General features: G+C 56.4%; 15 protein-coding genes. 2 read left to right on the top strand and 13 right to left on the bottom strand.

Features of this window, described 5'->3' with window-relative positions; translation table 11 throughout:
* Positions 1-7: 7 nt before the first annotated feature.
* The 11 genes from N8H22_RS17435 to N8H22_RS17385 form a co-directional block, all read right to left on the bottom strand.
* Positions 8-2,143 carry a bi-domain-containing oxidoreductase gene (locus N8H22_RS17435; protein ID WP_264591762.1) on the bottom strand — a complete coding sequence of 712 codons (2,136 nt, stop codon included), beginning with the start codon at positions 2,141-2,143 and terminating at the stop codon, positions 8-10.
* A 1-nt stretch (position 2,144) separates the two neighbouring features.
* A complete protein-coding gene (locus N8H22_RS20085; RefSeq protein WP_272890864.1) occupies positions 2,145-2,660 on the bottom strand; it encodes an acyltransferase in 516 nt (171 codons plus the stop codon).
* Positions 2,657-3,916: a hypothetical protein gene (locus N8H22_RS17425; RefSeq protein WP_264591761.1), complete on the bottom strand. Its 1,260-nt coding sequence runs from the start codon at positions 3,914-3,916 to the stop codon at positions 2,657-2,659. The genes N8H22_RS20085 and N8H22_RS17425 overlap by 4 nt, the downstream gene beginning before the upstream one ends.
* 2 nt (positions 3,917-3,918) lie before the next feature.
* The gene (locus N8H22_RS17420; RefSeq protein ID WP_264591760.1) at positions 3,919-5,247 is read right to left on the bottom strand and encodes an O-antigen ligase family protein; all 1,329 of its coding nucleotides are present in this window, start codon (positions 5,245-5,247) and stop codon (positions 3,919-3,921) included.
* 50 nt (positions 5,248-5,297) lie between these two features.
* Positions 5,298-6,569 carry a UDP-N-acetyl-D-mannosamine dehydrogenase gene (gene wecC / locus N8H22_RS17415; protein WP_264591759.1) on the bottom strand — a complete coding sequence of 424 codons (1,272 nt, stop codon included), beginning with the start codon at positions 6,567-6,569 and terminating at the stop codon, positions 5,298-5,300.
* A gap of 49 nt (positions 6,570-6,618) precedes the next feature.
* The gene (gene wecB / locus N8H22_RS17410) at positions 6,619-7,749 is read right to left on the bottom strand and encodes a UDP-N-acetylglucosamine 2-epimerase (non-hydrolyzing) (protein WP_264591758.1); all 1,131 of its coding nucleotides are present in this window, start codon (positions 7,747-7,749) and stop codon (positions 6,619-6,621) included.
* 79 nt (positions 7,750-7,828) lie between these two features.
* Positions 7,829-8,356, bottom strand: a complete 528-nt coding sequence (locus N8H22_RS17405; RefSeq protein ID WP_264591757.1) for a hypothetical protein — start codon at positions 8,354-8,356, stop codon at positions 7,829-7,831.
* Between the two features lie 212 nt (positions 8,357-8,568).
* On the bottom strand, positions 8,569-9,291 hold the full coding sequence (locus N8H22_RS17400) for a Wzz/FepE/Etk N-terminal domain-containing protein (RefSeq protein WP_264591756.1): 723 nt from the start codon (positions 9,289-9,291) through the stop codon (positions 8,569-8,571).
* Between the two features lie 127 nt (positions 9,292-9,418).
* Positions 9,419-9,703: an integration host factor subunit beta gene (gene ihfB, locus N8H22_RS17395; RefSeq protein WP_167137668.1), complete on the bottom strand. Its 285-nt coding sequence runs from the start codon at positions 9,701-9,703 to the stop codon at positions 9,419-9,421.
* 270 nt (positions 9,704-9,973) lie between these two features.
* Positions 9,974-11,644, bottom strand: a complete 1,671-nt coding sequence (locus tag N8H22_RS17390) for a DEAD/DEAH box helicase (protein ID WP_264591755.1) — start codon at positions 11,642-11,644, stop codon at positions 9,974-9,976.
* 575 nt (positions 11,645-12,219) lie between these two features.
* Positions 12,220-12,969: a spermidine synthase gene (locus N8H22_RS17385; RefSeq protein WP_264591754.1), complete on the bottom strand. Its 750-nt coding sequence runs from the start codon at positions 12,967-12,969 to the stop codon at positions 12,220-12,222.
* Positions 12,970-13,082: 113 nt separating this feature from the next.
* On the opposite strand from N8H22_RS17385, the gene N8H22_RS17380 reads away from it, so the two are divergent.
* Positions 13,083-14,432, top strand: coding sequence for a 3-deoxy-7-phosphoheptulonate synthase class II (locus tag N8H22_RS17380; RefSeq protein WP_264591753.1), 1,350 nt, complete (start codon positions 13,083-13,085; stop codon positions 14,430-14,432).
* A 264-nt stretch (positions 14,433-14,696) separates the two neighbouring features.
* Positions 14,697-16,145 (top strand): DASS family sodium-coupled anion symporter, encoded by a 1,449-nt coding sequence (locus N8H22_RS17375; RefSeq protein WP_264591752.1) that lies wholly within the window; start codon positions 14,697-14,699, stop codon positions 16,143-16,145.
* A gap of 219 nt (positions 16,146-16,364) precedes the next feature.
* Here N8H22_RS17375 and efp read toward each other — a convergent pair whose 3' ends face one another.
* The gene (gene efp / locus N8H22_RS17370) at positions 16,365-16,931 is read right to left on the bottom strand and encodes an elongation factor P (protein ID WP_264591751.1); all 567 of its coding nucleotides are present in this window, start codon (positions 16,929-16,931) and stop codon (positions 16,365-16,367) included.
* A 43-nt stretch (positions 16,932-16,974) separates the two neighbouring features.
* Positions 16,975-18,114 (bottom strand): elongation factor P maturation arginine rhamnosyltransferase EarP, encoded by a 1,140-nt coding sequence (gene earP / locus N8H22_RS17365; protein ID WP_264591750.1) that lies wholly within the window; start codon positions 18,112-18,114, stop codon positions 16,975-16,977.
* Between the last annotated feature and the right edge of the window lie 200 nt (positions 18,115-18,314).

Genomic DNA, 18,314 nt, shown 5'->3' with positions numbered 1-18,314 from the left:
CTGCGGGTTACTGGTTACGCAATAATTCGGCGACTTCGATGGTGGTACGCGCAACCTCAAAGATCTCATTAGCCGGGATCGCCGGCGTACCCTGCTCGATACCCTTCAGAAAGGCAGCAGCACACGCATCCTGTCCTTTGTCCTGTTTCCATAGGTTGAGTTTGGAAAAGCCCGGCCAACCATAGCCCCTGAGCCTTCGGAAGTTATCCAGCTGAAGCACGCGGCCGGCAGCAAACACCTCGACACGCTCTTTCGGGAAACTGGCGGCACCGTTAGCCAGATACAAAATGGTACCGAAAGAACCATCTTCGAAAGCGAGGGTAATAGAAGCCTTATCTTCAGTGACAGCTACGCCGGGAGCATCTCCCATTCGACGCGCCTGTATCGAAACAATCTTGCTCCCTGCCAGGAAACGCATCAGGTCGATGAAATGGCAAGCCTCGCCAATGATTCGCCCGCCCCCAACTGCATTGTCCTGAGTCCAGTGATCAGCCGGAATGGCGCCAGCATTCATGGTCATGATGAAAGATTTCGGCTCTTGCAGCGGCTCGAGCAACGCTTTCATCTTCTGTACTTGCGGCGAGAAGCGGCGGTTGAAACCAACCATCAGTTGCGGACCACCACCGTCAGCATGAGCTGCAGCGTAGGCCGCCTCCACCTCGTCCAGCCCGGCGAAGTCAATAGCCAATGGTTTTTCGACAAAGACGTTCTTGCCAGCCTGCAACGCCTGGGCGACGAAACGGGCATGGCTGTCATGGCGAGTGACGATGGCTACGGTATTGATGCCCGGGTTGGCGAGCATGGCACCCGTATCGGTAGTAGCTTCGGCAAAACCCGCCTTCTGGCCGTGTACCACGCCGTTGATACCGCCAGCGGTAGCGATGCTATGGAATTGCGCACCGGCTGCTTTGAAGGCCGGAATCAGCATTCGTGAGGCATAGTTACCCGCACCGATAAATCCCATCACGGGTCGTTGAGCATCGAAGGTGGGAGCCGCCGTTAGTGCCACTTTTCGAACGGAGCGTTCGGCTACATCAGAGGTGTACTGAAGAAGAATACCGAGGCCGGCCTTATCTTCAGTCAGGGTCTGGTAGGCTTGCGGCGCATCCTCAAAGGCGAAGCGATGGGTGATCAGGGGTTTCACATCAAGCTGACCGCTAGCCAGAATATCCAGCACCGCCTCAAAGTTGCGCTGTTCAGTCCAGCGGACAAAGCCCAGCGGATAATCCTGCCCCTTGTCCTCATAGTTCGGATCGTAGCGACCGGGACCGTAGGAACAGGAAACTTGGAATGTCAGCTCCTTCTCATAGAAGTCGGCCCTATTGAGTTCGAGACCGGTCACACCCACCAAGACGATACGCCCCCGCTTGCGACACATACGCGCCGCCTGGGTAACGGGATCGGTGGCTTTGGTCGAGGCAGTGATGATCACACCGTCGACTCCTTGACCACGGCTGAACGCCATACCTGCCGCAACCGGGTCTTCACCCTTAGCGGGGTTACAGGTCAATGCGCCGAACTGGCGAGCCAACCCGAGCTTGGAGTCATCGAAATCAATGGCTAGCACACGGCAACCGTGGGCGCGAAGCAACTGGATGGTCAGCAGTCCAATAAGACCTGCGCCGGTAACTACGAAAGCTTCACCCAGCGTGGGCTGGGCCAAACGGATGCCCTGTAATCCAATACTGCCCACCACGACAAACGACGCAGACTCGTCGTCCACCTCGTCGGGGATTCGAGCGCAAAGATTCTTCGGTACCTTGAACAGGTCAGCATGGGGGCCATTGGAGACCACGCGGTCGCCGATCTTAAAGCCTTCAACACCAACGCCGACCTCGGATACAACCCCCACATTGCAGTAGCCAAGCGGTAACGGTTGAGCCAGCTTAGACCGCACCGCCTCAATGGTAGTCATCAGGCCATCGGTCGCCACCTTTTCAAGCACCATCTTTACCTTATCTGGCTGCTGGCGAGCCTTCTCCAGATAGGAGGCCTTTCCAAAACCAACCAGCATTCGCTCGGTTCCAGCAGATATCAGTGAAATACGACTATTAATAATCAGATTCTCACGAGATACCTGGGGTGCCGGAGCTTCGGCCAAGATAGTTTCGCCCTTAGCCATGTCTTGGAGAACTTGCCTCATATTAATCTCGCATCTTTATTACTTTTGCAGGAACACCACCAACAAATACCAGTGGCGGTACGCTTTTTGTTACCACACTACCCGCCGCAACCACTGCTCCATTGCCGACAGTTACACCTGGCAAAATAATGCAGTTAGCTCCAACCCAGACATCACTCTCAATTACTACCGGCTTCTTAACGTGCCCCGCGTCAAATATTCTTTCGGACTTAGACGGGACCCTATGATTTGACGAGAGGATCTGCGTCCCGTATCCGAGCAAAACTCGATCACCAATTGTAACCCCACCCTCAGTTGTAACCATTACACCTTTAGCAAAATCAACATCATCCCCAACAACCAGATTTCTACCAGAAAAAATTCGCACACCCGAATAGTAAACAACCCTTCTCCCGACACTTGCACCCCAAACAAATCGCAAGTAACAAGATTTAAAAAAATTAAGAGCCCTGTATCTAGGCAAAAGAAAAAGCAAAGAAGACAAAACCTCAGCACTCACAACAAGAAAGTACTTCATACCTCCCCCCAAGCAAACATCACATAAAAAAACAAAAGGCAATTAAAGAGAACCAATGCATAAAAACATATTTTATACTTACCCAGCAAAGTACGCATGTACCAATAGCCAAAAACCCCAGGCAACTTTAACAAGAGAAAGCACAAAAGCACCCCTTTAAGACCAAAGAAAAGATATAATGGATATATACTCACAAGACCCAAGACAGCTGACACGGCAAAACTAAAAGACAAATAAGCGTACCGCCCAACAGCTCTTAACCCAGCCTGAGAAAAAAAAGCGAGAGAGAAAATTGAAAAAGCGAAAATCATCGCACAAAAAGGCTTAAAGAAAGCGACCAGCCTTTCACCGAAATACAGAATATACAATTGCTGCCCGAAAAGTAAGAACAACAGCCCCAGAACAAATATCAACGAAGACAGTCCAATGCCAACAACCAAAAAGCGCGAGATCAAGTCTTTAGATTCGCATAGTTTCGGGTAGCTATAGGTGGTCCAGACCTGGCTAAATATACCGCTACGCGACGCTACATCATAAATTAAATTATAAGCCCCAGTCACCTCTGGAGAAAAAAAACGCGAAACAAAGAGCCTATCGCAAAAATCAATCACCACCTTCGATAAATTTTGACCAAATGTCCAAAATGCTTTTCTATAAAAGCTCTGACCTACTCTTCTTTTAGCCGCGATCGAAAGGTAGGGAAAGGATAGCAAAATAAACAAAAATAAAGACACACCATGAATAATTAACAAGCCAAAAGAAAGAGCGATAGAATTTTTGAAAACAGCCTCAACCGCATAAAACAAATACCCCCCTGCCACACAGAGAGACCTAAGAAGCGCCGAAACACCAACCTTATTATTAATATCTAAAGCAGCCCAAAATCCCGAATAAAAAACAAACAAAAAAAAGGCAATAAAAATATTACGGAAGTCATCCCCAGAAAAATAAGACGACAAGAACTGCGAATACAGAATGTAAATCGGAATGGATAAAAAAAGCAACACAACAACGGAAGAAGCAAACATATCAGCTATTGATATTAATTTATCTCCAGCTGAAAATTCCGAAACAAACACCGGCCTAAAAAAATCAAAAGCGCCAAACATTGCGTTAATTAACAACAAAACCGAAACCGTGGCAAACTCATCCGAACTAAAACCACGACTTATGATCGGAATAGCAACAAGCCCAGCCACTAGGTTGACTAGTACAGCTGTCACCAGCAATATTTTTTGCCGGAGAGCATCGTTCATTATTATGACTCTCTAATAAGAAAATTATGTCGCTCGACATTTAAAACAGCACCACACCCCACCCTATTTCTTGAGGGAAACATCAGATAAACACAGAACAAGAATAACGGGATAACAAGAGGCTGCCGAAGTGGAACATTAATATTATTACTGACTAGCAGCATAATAATAACCACCCAAGAAGCGCCGACCACGACCCGATCTCCACCTCTTGCTAGCCATGACTTTGCTATTGAAGCTATAGCCATAAATAATAACGAAATAGAGAAAAACAAATAAGTTAAAAAACCCGGAAACCCAGCCCACGCCCAAACATCAACGTAGAAGTTGTGTGCACTTTTTACACTCGTAGCCGCTCCATTGGAAATTACTTCCGGGGGAACCATCATAACCCCCCAAAAGGGATTATCAATAATAATTTTCACATACTCCATGATCATAATATCCCGCGCCCCAAGAGCCCCACCTTCTTCAAAAAGCCGAGCAATCTTATTTAGCAATCGAAGCTCCGACACGGAAAACCAATAGACTACCTCTTCTAACCTCGATAAAAATATAAACACGAAAAAAATTGATAGAATCGTGCAGACAAAGAGCGCACGCAGAGAGCGTAAAAATAATATAAAAAAACTACCAAGAAAATAAACCAACAACCCCTCTCTTGCCCCTGTAAAAATTAACGCAACTAATACCACTACGGCATACAGCAAGAAAGCCAATGACGAAAAAGGAAAAATGCGCGAAGACCAACTAACAAGCAAAACAAGGAACGAGTAAGCTAAAACAGTAGGCGTATAAACCGCCAATTGGTATTGCCCCTTTAGTACTAGATTTTGCGTCATTCGCCCTGCATCTAGCAAGGTTCCATAAAAGAGAAACTCCATAAAGCCAGAAATAAATATATAAAAGGCACCAAAGAAAGCACCAATAAAAAATGGACGCACCAAACTTTCAAACGGAAAGCCCTCTAAACTGGAAAAAAAATAGCCCGCCCATAAAAAAATCAATACCCACTGCGACGCATACATTAATGAAACTGGGTAATTTGAAGCAGAAGCAAAAGCGGAGCCTATAACCCACAACGAGAACAATAATAGCCAAAAATACAAAAAGGCTTTCACGCCCCTAACTTTATTAATATTAATAACCGATAAAGTAAAAACCAATGGCACCATCGCCAATGAAAGCGGAAATGCCAAAGCTTCATTCCCTATAGTTCCATTCGCGAATACTATCGAACTACTAGGAGACAGGAAGATAGGGATAGGCATCAGAAACATTACCAGCCACGCTATCGCTTTTTGTAATTTAAGCACTTGCTGATGCCCCATTCTTGTACATCCCTAGCCCCCGCATTACGCAAAAATATATATAACCTCACCTATAAACCTGTCGCCATACCGCGAGTATCAATTACATATTGCGAAGAAAACTCTTTCCACTCAACACTTTTGAATTGTTTATGATCGACGAGCAAAACCGCTATATCTACACGATTTAGCGCACCTTCAATACTAGAAAGCGTTACGTTTCTAGCCGCATTCTCTTGTAGCGCACTAATATTGGGCTCCACCGCTATTGTCGGGCCAGGATGGATAAAAGCAATTTCTTGCACTATCGCCATAGCAGGGCTTTCGCGTAGGTCATCTATATCTGCCTTGAATGCTAGACCAAAGCAGGCAATAGTAACTTCCTTCGCGGTCTTTTCAGGGTTGGCCTGTAGGTATTCGGCAACAGCCAGATTGACCTTCTCGATTACCCACTCTGGCTTGCTATCGTTGACTTCACGGGCCGCCCGAATCAGACGCGCCTGTTCTGGCGTTTTGCTAACAACGAACCAAGGGTCAACTGCAATACAGTGCCCGCCCACGCCTGGCCCTGGCTGAAGGATGTTGACGCGAGGGTGCCTATTGGCAAGCCGGATCAACTCCCATACATTGATGTCCAGCTTGTCGCAAATCATCGATAGTTCATTGGCGAAAGCAATATTGACGTCTCGAAAGCTGTTTTCCGTCAACTTACACATTTCAGCTGTGCGCGCATTGGTGATGACGCACTCGCCTTCCACAAAGGTCTTGTACAGTGCGGCAGCCTTATCCGAGCACTTCGCAGTCATACCACCAATCACCCGGTCGTTTTGCACCAGCTCACGCAGGACGTGGCCGGGTAGAACGCGCTCAGGGCAATGTGCAACTCGGATATCAGATTCTTCACCGTGGGTTTGCGGAAAGGTTAGATCCGGTCGCGCCTCTGCCATCCATTCGGCCATCTGCTCCGTCGCACCAACCGGAGAGGTGGACTCGAGAATGACCAGATCCCCCTTCTTCAGTACCGGGGCGATAGCCTTGCTGGCGGATTCGATATAGCTAAGGTCCGGTTCGTGATCGCCTTTGAACGGTGTGGGTACGGCGATCAGAAAGGCATCCGCCGGCTCGGGTATCGTGACGGCTTTCAGATAGCCTTCGGTAACAGCCGCGTGAACTACCATATCCAGATCCGGCTCGACGATATGGATTTCACCTCGGTTGATGGTGTCCACCGCTTTCTGATTTACATCGACGCCAATAACCTTCTTTTTCCGAGAGGCAAAAACTGCCGCGGTAGGAAGTCCGATATAACCGAGGCCAATGACCGAAATTGTTTCAAATGACATGATTATTCCATTTAGAGTAAAGCAGGCAGTTACGCAGCTAATCAGATTGTCAGGAAAGAAAATCAGAAAGTGTTGAGCAGATACGCAGGCAGGCCTTGCCATCACCATACGGGTTATGCGCAAAGCTCATCGACTGGTATGCGATCTTGTCAGTCAACAGGATATCCAGCTCCTCAACTATCTGTGCCACATCGGTACCGACCAGCTTGACCGTACCCGCCGATACGGCCTCCGGACGCTCCGTGGTATCGCGCATGACCAGAACAGGCTTGCCCAGCGAGGGTGCTTCTTCTTGGATACCACCTGAATCGGTCAGGATGATATGCGCCCGGCTCATTAGGTATACAAAAGGCAAGTAGTCCAACGGCTCGATCAGGTGGATGTTATCCACCCCTGCCAGCAGGCGATTGACTGGCTCCTGAACCTGGGGATTGAGGTGTACCGGATAGACGATATCCACGTCGGGATGCTGCTTGGCCGTTTCCAGCAGGGCCTGGCATATCCGCTCGAAGCCTCCGCCAAAACTTTCACGGCGATGGCCGGTAACCAAGATCAGCTTGCGGTCCCGATTGAGGAATGCGGTAGGCGCGGCTGCTTGCTGGCTTAGCTCCACATCCTTATCAAGGCGTTCGATCACTTCCAGCAACGCATCGATGACCGTATTGCCTGTGACATGGATCGACGCAGGATCGACCCCTTCGCGCAAAAGATTGGCCTTCGAATTCTCGGTAGGTGCGAAATGCAGTGTTGCCAAGGCGCCCGTCAGCTTTCTGTTAGCTTCTTCCGGCCACGGCGAATAGAGGTTTCCTGTGCGTAGCCCGGCTTCCACATGAGCGACCGGGATCTGCTGGTAGAAAGCAGCAAGGCTCGCGGCAAAAGTCGTAGCAGTATCGCCATGAACCAGCACGATGTCCGGCTTGCAGCTCGCCAGCACATCTCTCATCCCCATTAGGATAGCGGTTGTCACCCCTGTGAGATCCTGCCCAGGCTTCATGACCCTCAGGTCAAAGTCAGGCTTGAGTTCAAACAGCTCAAGCACTTGATCTAACATCTGCCTATGTTGGCCAGTCACACATACCTTGGAATCAAAGCGCTCATCGCCAGACAGGGAAAGCGCCAATGGCGCCATCTTGATCGCCTCCGGGCGCGTTCCAAAGACACAGAGAGTCTTGATTGTCATTTCTGCTCCAAAAAGAACGAGCTAATGCTCTACAGCTTCAATTCAGAAGGCGTCCGAAAATGCTGTTCTAGCACTTCGATCAGCGCCTCCTTAGATTATTTTCTAGATATGCACTATCCGTATCTCCGTCGGCCACAACTGCATTCGGGTCACAAATTTTCGCTAATTCTTTGTGATCTGCATGGGCCGAATAGCCAATAATGCTGGTGATGCCTGAACTGACAGCAAAGCACTCACCATGGAGATCCACCGTAGCCACCTGTCGGACCGTACATCTGGATTGCGTGGGTCGGGGACCTGTAGCTCGATAGCCGGCAAAGAGGACGTTGTGCCTTTTATCGCCCAGCATGACTTTGAAGTAGGTGAAGATACGGCCGGCGTTAGTGAGGCTGCTAGCCAACGGAGAGTTGAGGGTGATGTGAAGTTTGAGCCAGTTGGTAGGCTCAAGCGCGCGTGCCCGGCCATCATTCGCCCGTTCAGACGCATCGCCACCCAGGAGCAGCCCGCAGCCCATCAGCAGAGGGCTGCCCGCATTCATATGGAGCTCATGGCAGGCGCCGGTGACACCACCCTTGGCACCATGGTGCTCGATCATTGGGAAGTGCATGGTCAGTCCTTAACGAGGCACAAATAAGTCAAGAGCTAAGGGAACGGTCGCAGCGCTGGAAACTGCGACTCTAAAACGCGATTGCTGCGGCCGGCCTAACCATCTCTACGAGCCAAAAGCCGCCGTTGCGCCCTGTCTGTTTTTTCTCAATCCGTAAACGACCAACTGGGCAGCAGCAGCGTCGCTGACCGGAATAACTTTTGGATGTCACCCTATTGGCGACCGCCGCCGAAGGAGCGCAAACGGGCCAAGTGTCGCACCAATGCGGCGAAGACCCCGAACATAGCACCGAGAACAAAACCCAAGGAGATAATCAGCACAGGCCTTGGTTTTATCGGTACCAATGGAGTAGTCGCGGGCTGTTCCAATCGGTACAAGGCTGACGGCTCAACGTCTTCAGTAACCCCCATACCTTTCAGATACTCATTTAGCTGCCCTACTGTTGCATGGGATACATAAGCCGAATAAGCAACGATAAATTCATTGGTTCGCGTTGCTATTTTGTCTGTGGCACTTAAAGAAACCGGATCAGTCAGCTGCTTTCCGCGAGTCAGTTTAAATACAACTTCGCGGTAATCTGGATTGGCCGCATCAAAATCGCGCCGCATGATCCGTGAGTTAAGATTAGTGACCAACACATCAAACATTTCATTGGCCAAGTGGACACCGCTAGATATGGCCGACTGTTCCTGGCGCAGCTGCCGACTACTGAGGGCGCCGGCCAGTGTACCAAAGCGGTTTATGGATGCTGGCGCGATGATTGCCTGAGCGGAGTACGTGGGTGTAACGAGCAGCGAATACGCTGATGCAATCGCGACACCTAGGCAGGTGATCAAGATAATCATGAGCTTGTAAGACCAAAGCGCCATGACTAGCTCAATCAGATCGATCTCGTCGTCGCGAGAAATAGCCCGGTAACTTCCTGTTTCCTGCATGAGTTCCTCCACGGGAAGCGCTTTTGAAAAACGGCGCATAGTGCCATGCAGGAGTTGAATTGCCAAACTTACCAGCGCTAATTATGAGTCGAATTAGACCAATGGCATCAACAGTTGTTAATGAGAACTACTCTTCCTCATTCACCCGATCCCGCAACTCCTTCCCTGGCTTGAAATGCGGGACGAATTTGCCGTCAAGGCTGACGGATTGGCCAGTCTTGGGGTTGCGGCCTACGCGGGGGGCGCGGTAGTGGAGGGAGAAGCTGCCGAAACCACGAATTTCGATCCGGTCGCCGGTGGCCAGCGCCTGGGCCATTTGCTCCAGCATGGTCTTGATGGCCAGTTCGACATCCTTCGACGAAAGCAGGCCCTGCTGGGTGACGATACGCTCGATCAACTCCGACTTGGTCATGGTTTTCCCTTCGTTTTCAAGCGGCTAGATGATTCGGGTTGCGGTCGTTTTTAGCATGTTGTTCAGAGTTTGAACAGCCCGAACGGGATTGACGGCGAAGGAGCGCTTCGTTTAGGTGGATACCGCACGAAATGGCAAAGTCGACGGGATGCCGGTGCTTTTTCTCCACGAGGGCACATTGCTAGACGGCAGGTCGGTGCCGCCCGATTTTCTCGACGGCATAAAAAAGGCGGGCTCTAAGCCCGCCTTTTTTCGTTTAACCGCCGAGGATTAATCCTCGCGATAGCGACGCAACTTGAGCTGCTTGCCGCCGACGCGGGTGTCCTTGAGCTTGCCGAGCAGACGGTCAAGGCCGTCTTCCGGCAGCTCGACCAGGCTGAAGCTGTCGCGCACCTGGATGCGGCCGATAGCTTCGCGAGCCAAACCACCTTCATTGAGGATGGCGCCGAGCAGGTTGCGTGCGGCGATGCCGTCACGCGCGCCCAGGGGAGTGCGGCAGCGGGCACGGCCTTCAGCCAGCGGGATTGGAGCGCGACGCTCGCGATCACCACTACGCTCAGGACGATCCGAACGCTCGCTACGCTCACGCGGACCACTGGTCGGAACCAGCGGCTGCTCTTTCTCGACTTCCGCCAGGGTCAGCGCCTGACCATTGGTGGCCTTGCGCAGCAGCGCAGCGGCCAGGGCACGCGGGCTGCAGCCGATGTCGGCGACCAGCTTGTCGAGCAGCTCGCCATGGGTGGTTTCGGCGTCGGCCACCAGCGGCGCGAGGCTGTTGGTGAGCTTCTTGATACGAGCGTCCAGTACCTGCTGGGCATTGGGCAGACGGGCTTCGGCGACCTTCTGGTTGGTCACGCGCTCGATGACCTGCAGCATGCGACGCTCACGCGGAGTGACCAGCAGCAGCGCACGGCCTTCGCGACCGGCTCGACCGGTACGGCCGATGCGGTGCACATAGGATTCCGGATCGTAGGGCATGTCCACGTTGAACACGTGGGTGATGCGCGCTACATCGAGACCGCGGGCGGCGACGTCGGTGGCGACGACGATGTCCAGACGGCCATCCTTCAGCGATTCGATGACGCGCTCACGCTGGTTCTGGGCGATGTCGCCATTCAGCGCAGCGGCCTTGTAGCCCTTGGCTTCCAGCGCGGCGGCCAGATCCAGTGTGGCTTGCTTGGTCCGCACGAACGCGATCAGGGCGTCGAAATCCTCGACCTCCAGCAGGCGCAGCACGGCCTGGATCTTCTGGTCGGCATGGACCATCAGGTGCGCCTGCTCAATGCGAGCGACAGTCTGGGTCTTGGCAGCGATCTTGATGTGCTGCGGCTCGCGTAGGTGCTTTTCGGCGATGGCGCGGATTGAGTGCGGCAGCGTGGCGGAGAACAGCACGCTCTGGCGGCTCTCGGGCATGGCCTCGAAGATCACTTCCAGATCGTCCATGAAACCCAGCTTGAGCATTTCGTCCGCTTCATCGAGGACCAGGAAGCGAATGGTCGACAGCAGCTCGCTGTTGCGGCTCAGGTGATCGACCAGACGACCTGGGGTCGCAACGATGACCTGCGCGCCCTGGCGGATGGCCTTGAGCTGCGGGCCCATAGGGGCACCACCGTATACGGCGACGACGCCAACGCCGGGCAGCTGCTTGGAATAGGTTTCGAATGCCGTGGCAACCTGCAGCGCCAGCTCGCGGGTCGGCGCGAGGATCAGCGCCTGCGGCTCACGCTTGGCCGGGTCGATCTTGGACAGGATCGGCAGCGCGAAGGCTGCGGTCTTGCCGGTGCCGGTCTGCGCCTGGCCGATCATGTCGTGGCCACCGAGGATCACCGGGATCGCCTGGGCCTGAATGGGAGAAGGCTCTTCGTAGCCGACTGCGCTGATGGCAGCCAGGACAGCGGAGTGAATACCGAGTGCGGCAAAGCCGCCGATTTCTTGGGTCATGGGTCTTGTCTCTGATGCTCCGCAAGACCCATTGTTCCGAAGCTGCGCATGCCGTGCAAAACCCGAAGGTCACCCTGGCAGCCTGGTCGGCGGGGTTGCGAAAACGTATGGATGATGAATCGTCAAGGATAGCCCGCTCGAAGCGGACAGCAGCCGAAGCAGCGCTTCGTGTGTTGCAGTACCTGAACGCAGGCTGGGTTTCAGCCGGCGCGTACTATACCGGAATAACGCGAGCCTGTGCGCGTATTTTGCATAGCAATGGTCGGCGGTGAATGCAGAGCTGGTGGATAAGCCGCACGCGGCGTTATCCACCCTACCCGTTACTTTTACCTAACCCCAGCGCCGGGCCGAACGCTCAGGCCACTTCGCTGGTGGCAGTACTGACGCGGAAGAGGCCGACCAGTTGATGCAGCTTGCTGGTGGTATGTCGCACGCACTCGACGCCTTCCTGCAGCACGCCGAGCGTCTGGCCGATGTCGCTGGAGGCTTACGAACGGTCTGGCCATTGTGCAGGCTGCGTTCGCTCAGCCCCTTGATGATCTCGAATATGCGCAGCGCGCACCGACGCAGGGCATTCAGCTGGCCGGCCGCAGCGCTGCGATCAGGTAGTCGAGCGAGTAGCCGAGACGCGGCGCGAGCGCGGCAGCGCGCTGCTGCAACCCGTCGACATCCAGAGCTTGCTCCAGATCGGCGGGCACCAGCAGCACCACGTTGCCCTCCTTCACCGAGCATTCCCAGTAGTGGCGATGGAACAGCCCGCGCAACAGCGCCGCGCCCAGCGGCTTGTCCTCGTCGGTGCCCCACTGATTGATGATCAGCCAGCCGCCGGGAGCAAGTTTCTGCTGGCACTGACGCAGAAAATTCCACGCCAGATGCGCGGCGGCAGGACCGACGTCGGTGTACAGGTCGACGAAGATCAGATCGGCGCTTTCCGCCGTGTCCAGCAGCTCAACCGCGTCGCCGACGCGGATGTACAGCCGCGAGTCGTTGCGCAGACCGAGATAACGCATGGCCAGCTCCGGCACCGCCGGGCGCAGCTCGATGGCCTCCACATCTTCCAGCGGCAGGAACTCCAGGCAGGCCTGAGTCAGCGTACCGGCACCCAGCCCCAGAAACAGCGCGGTCTCCGGCGCCGGATGACATAACGCGCCGATCAACATGGCGCGGGTGTAGTCGTACTCCAGCCAGCTGGGATCGGGGGTAAATACACAGCTCTGCTCCACCGCCGCGCCGAATTCGAGGAAGCGGTAGTCGCCGACCTCGTATACCCGGATCAAGCCGAATTCGTCCTGCACTTCGGCCAGCAGCCGTTCCTCGTCTTGCATTCCCGCCCTCCCCTGAATCGGCGCATGTTAACAGCCCCATTGGCAGGCGCTATCAGCCTTCGCCGCACGCTTGCGGTAACATCGCCGCACTTTTTCGCGAATGGAACGTCCCCATGACCACCACGTGGAGCCCGTCGAGCTGGCGCAGCAAACCGATCCAGCAGCAACCCGAATATCCGAATGCCGAACATCTCGCGCGCGTCGAGCACACCCTGGCCGGCCTGCCGCCGCTGGTATTTGCCGGCGAGGCCCGCGAGCTGCGTCGGCAGTTCGCCGAAGTAACCCAGGGCCGCGCCTTCCTGCTGCAGGGCGGCGACTGCGCCGAGAGTTTCGCTGAGTTCTCCGCCACCAAGATTCGCGACACCTTCAAGGTGCTGCTGCAGATGGCCATCGTGATGACCTTCGCCGCCGGTTGCCCGGTGGTGAAGGTAGGCCGCATGGCCGGACAGTTCGCCAAGCCGCGCTCGGCCGGCGACGAAACCATCGGAGGTGTCACCCTGCCGGCCTACCGCGGCGACATTGTCAACGGCATCGGTTTCGACGAGAAGAGCCGGGTGCCGGATCCCGAGCGCCTGTTGCAGGCCTACCACCAGTCCACCGCCAGCCTCAACCTGCTGCGCGCCTTCGCCCAGGGTGGTTTTGCCGACCTACACCAGGTGCATCAGTGGAATCTGGACTTCATCGCCAACTCACTGCTGGCCGAGAAGTACCACCAGCTTGGTGCACGCATCGACGAGACGCTGAAGTTCATGCGCGCCTGCGGCCTGGATGACGCATCACAATTGCGCGAGACCAGCTTCTTCACCGCCCACGAGGCACTGCTGCTGAACTACGAACAAGCTTTCGTCCGCCAGGACAGTCTCACCGGCGGCTGGTACGACTGTTCGGCACACATGCTGTGGATCGGCGACCGCACGCGTCAGCTCGACGGTGCCCACGTCGAGTTCCTGCGCGGCGTCGGCAACCCCATCGGCGTCAAGGTCGGGCCGAGCATGGACAGCGGGGAGCTGATCCGCCTGATCGACATCCTCAACCCGCAGAATGACCCGGGCCGCCTGAACCTCATCGTGCGCATGGGTGCCGACAAGGTCGAAGCCAGCCTGCCTCGACTGATCCGCGCGGTGCAGAACGAAGGCCGCCAGGTGCTGTGGAGCTCCGATCCGATGCACGGCAACACCATGAAGGCATCCAGCGGTTACAAGACTCGCGACTTCGAACGAGTGCTGGCCGAAATGCGGCAGTTCTTCGATGTACACCGGGCCGAGGGTAGTTACCCTGGCGGCATCCACATCGAGATGACCGGACAGAACGTCACCGAGTGCATCGGCGGCTCCCGTCCGATCACCGAAGCCGGACTCTGCGATCGCTACCACACCCATTGCGATCCGCGACTGAACGCCGACCAGTCACTGGAAATGGCCTTCATGATTGCCGAAACGCTGAAGCAGCTGCGCCCGAGCTGATAGCCCGGCAGTGGTAACCGAGTCGGAGGACAAGGCCAGCCCCTTGTCCCCGCGCGGCGGCTCTCTCAGCCCTCAGCCGGTTCCAGCCACTACCGGGCCGGGCCGTCAAAAACGCGCGCAATACCGTCGACATAAATAGCCAGCTAATAATTAGCAACACCTTCAATTCGTCGGTTAACTAGCGGCTGCTAGAATTCGCGCCGCATTGATCCGGGCCTCCTACGCCCTCTCGCAGCCGGATCTGTCACTTGAGGAAACCTTGCAATGCCCGATTCACCGAAGAACAAGGGGGCCGTACTGGCGGCCACCATCGGCCTGTTTCTCGGTCCCCTGCTCCTGCTGTTGTGTGTCCTGACCGCCCCACCGGCCGGCCTTTCACAAACCGCCTGGCTGACGGTCGGCATGGCCGCGCTGATGGCCGTCTGGTGGGCCACCGAAGCGATCCCGATTCCGGCCACCTCGCTGCTGCCGATCCTGCTGGTGCCAGTGCTTGGCATCGACACCCTGGCCAAGGCCACTGCTCCCTACGCCAACCCGACGATCTTCCTGTTCCTCGGCGGTTTCCTGCTCGGCCTGGCGATGCAGCGCTGGAATCTGCACAAGCGCATCGCGCTGGCCACGCTGCTGGCGGTGGGCAATCAGCCAAAGCGGCAGATCGCCGGCTTCATGATCGCCACCGCCTTCATCAGCATGTGGGTGAGCAACACCGCGACCAGCATCATGATGCTGCCCATCGGCCTGTCGGTGATCGGCCTGCTGGTGGCCGGCAGTGTCGCGCGCGAGGCCGACCGCTTCGCTACTGCCCTGCTGCTCGGCATCGCCTACGCCGCGAGCGTCGGCGGTATCGCCACGTTGATCGGCACCCCGCCGAACGCACTACTCGCCGCCTTCCTGCGCGACAGCTACGACGTCCACATCGGCTTCGGCCAGTGGATGCTATTGGGCGTACCGGTGAGCGCCGGCATGCTGCTGTTCACTTGGTGGTGGCTGACCCGCGGCGGTTTCAAACTGGCCGGCGGAGACAGCCGCGCCCTGCTGGAAAAGGAAATGGCTGAACTGGGACCGATGTCGCGTGCCGAGAAGATGGTCGCCGTGGTGTTCGTGCTGGCTGCGCTGGCGTGGATTATTCAGCCGCTGCTCGCCCGGCACTTTGACGGCGTCAACGACACCAGCATTGCCATGGCCGCGGCGCTGGGCCTGTTCTTGCTCCCGGTGGACCTGCGCCAGCGGGTGTTCCTCATGGACTGGGAGACCGCCAACAAGGTGCCCTGGGGCGTGCTGCTGCTGTTCGGCGGCGGGCTGTCGCTGGCCGGCGTGATCGGCGCATCCGGACTGGCGCAATGGATCGCCCAGGGCCTGGGCGGCTTTGGCGTGCTGCCTCTGATCCTGATGATCGGCTTGGTCACGCTGGTCATCACCTTCCTGACCGAAATCACTTCCAACACAGCCACTGCGGCCGCGTTCCTGCCACTGCTCGGTGCGCTCGCCGTGGCACAGGGACTGCCGCCGGAAATGCTGGCGATTCCCGCCGCCATCGCCGCCAGCTGTGCGTTCATGATGCCGGTCGCCACGCCACCGAATGCCATCGTCTTCGGCACCGGACGGATGCGCATCCAGTCGATGATCAGGGCCGGCTTTGCGCTCAACCTGTTCGGCGTCGCGCTGGTGACTCTGCTCTGCTACGGCCTGGTCGGCTGGATCTGGGCAAGCTGAGCGCAGCAGCGATTCCACGAAAGCCCGGCGCGTGGCCGAGCGCTGGCGATACGGATAAAACGAAAGGCCGCCAATCACGACCGGTCCCACCGAACCAGGACGCAGGTTCTGGGCAACAGCGGACGGCGGCCGGCGGCCGGCACCGCTCGCAACAGCACCGGCGCAGAAATGAAAAAGCCCGGCACAGGCCGGGCTTTGCACGAGCAGTCTGCGAGGCGATCAGGCCTTGACGCGGGACTTGTACTCGCCGGTGCGGGTGTCGATCTCGATCGAGTCGCCGATTTCGCAGAAGGCAGAAACCTGCAGCTCGGCACCGTTCTTCAGGCGGGCGGTCTTCATCACCTTGCCGGAAGTGTCGCCGCGGACGGACGGCTCGGTGTAAACGATTTCGCGAACGATGGTGGTCGGCAGCTCGACCGAGATCACCTTGTCGTTGTAGAACACGGCTTCGCAGACGTCGGTCATGCCGTCTTCGATGAAAGTCATCACGCCTTCGAGGTCGCTTTTCTCGATTTCGTACTGGTTGAACTCGTTGTCCATGAAGACATACAGCGGGTCAGCGAAGTAGGAATAGGTCACTTCCTTGCGCTCGAGAATTACCGGCTCCAGCTTGTCGTCAGCCTTGTACACGGTCTCGGTAGCCGAACCGTTGAGCAGGTTCTTCAGCTTCATCTTGACCACGGCACTGTTACGGCCGGACTTGTTGAATTCGGCCTTCTGGATGACCCAGGGTGCGCCGTTGATGATGGCCACCTGGCCGGCACGGAACTCTTGTGCGGTTTTCATACGAACATCCGATTGGAATTAGAGACAAAAAACAGGCCGCGTATCATAGCCAATCTGTGTAAAAAAACACCAGCTTTCCGGCCAGGTCGCCGTTGGCCACCTGCTTGTGGGTCCAGGCTTCGGCGTGCGCCAGCAACGCCGAATACTCGCGCTGCAGAGCGGTCCAGGCATGACCGGCACCCTCGCCCGCATTCCAGGCCCGCCAGAAGTCGCGCAATGCTGCAGCGGCAGTCGGCGCCAGTTCGTGGGTATAGAGATCGAGGAAGGCATGGAGCTTGTCCCAGTGCGCGTCGTCTTCCTGCGGATAGATGTGCCAGGTCAGCGGTCGCCCGGCCCACTGCCCGCGGATGAACGACTCCTCGCCGCGCACCGCGTTGAAATCGCAGCTCCACAGCAGCAGGTCGTACTCGTCCTGCGTCATGAACGGCACCACCGCCACCCGCAACGAACCACGCTGATGACGATCGCCGGGATGCAGTGCCGGCACGCCGAGCCACGCCGCAACATCGCCCAGTACACGCCCCTCGGGTACCAGCAACTGGTTCGGTCGAGAATCGGCCGCCAGTGCATCGAGCCAACCCGCCACCGCCGCGTTCTCGTAGGCGAACAGCGACAGTAGCCGCGCGCCGGGCTGCAACGCCACACCGAGACTGGCGAGGAAGTCCTCGCGGCGCGCCGGGTCGCGCTGGAAGGCTTCACGGCGCAGGATCAGATCAGCCTCGCGGATCAGCCCACCGGTCTGCGCCTCGAAACCGGGGAAGAAGAAATACTTCTGCAACCCGCTCGACTGCAGCGACGGCAGCGCATGGCAGCCGACTATCCAGTCCTCGGCGCTCAGATATTCCAGGTTCAGCCAGAGGATGCGCCGGCCGCTGGCCGCCATGGCATTCACGTAGGCACGCGGCAGCTCGCACGCGAAGGCCTCGATGACCACATCGGCAGGCTCGGCCCCGCCCCACTCGCGCGGCCACTGGCGCACGTCCACACCCTCGTGCCACTGCTGTGCGGCGCTGGCGCTGGTTCCGGGGCACAGTCGGGCGAAGGTCTGCAGATCATCGACCCACAGGCGTACCCGCTGGCCATGTTCGCCCGCCAGTTGCCGGGCCAGGCGCCAGGTCACGCCGATGTCGCCGTAGTTGTCGACCACGACGCAGAAGATGTCCCAGGCAGCTTTTGCGGACAAACCGATACTCCTTGAACGAACGACACGGCGCCGTGACGACGACGATCTGTCGGTGAATGACCGAGGGCAGCATACGGATCGCGCGCCAGGCTGCAACCCGGCACGACACAGCCTTCACCCCCAACAACGGATCAGCGGACACGACGACGCCCGGAGCATGCACATGCACCAGCGAACGGAACACGAATAAAGAAGAAGGG

Origin of the sequence: Stutzerimonas sp. S1 (assembly GCF_025966695.1) — a bacterium.
In the GTDB taxonomy this organism is placed as follows: Bacteria; Pseudomonadota; Gammaproteobacteria; order Pseudomonadales; family Pseudomonadaceae; genus Stutzerimonas.
Note: the sequence above shows the minus strand (reverse complement) of the source record. Positions and strands in the feature narration are given on the sequence as shown.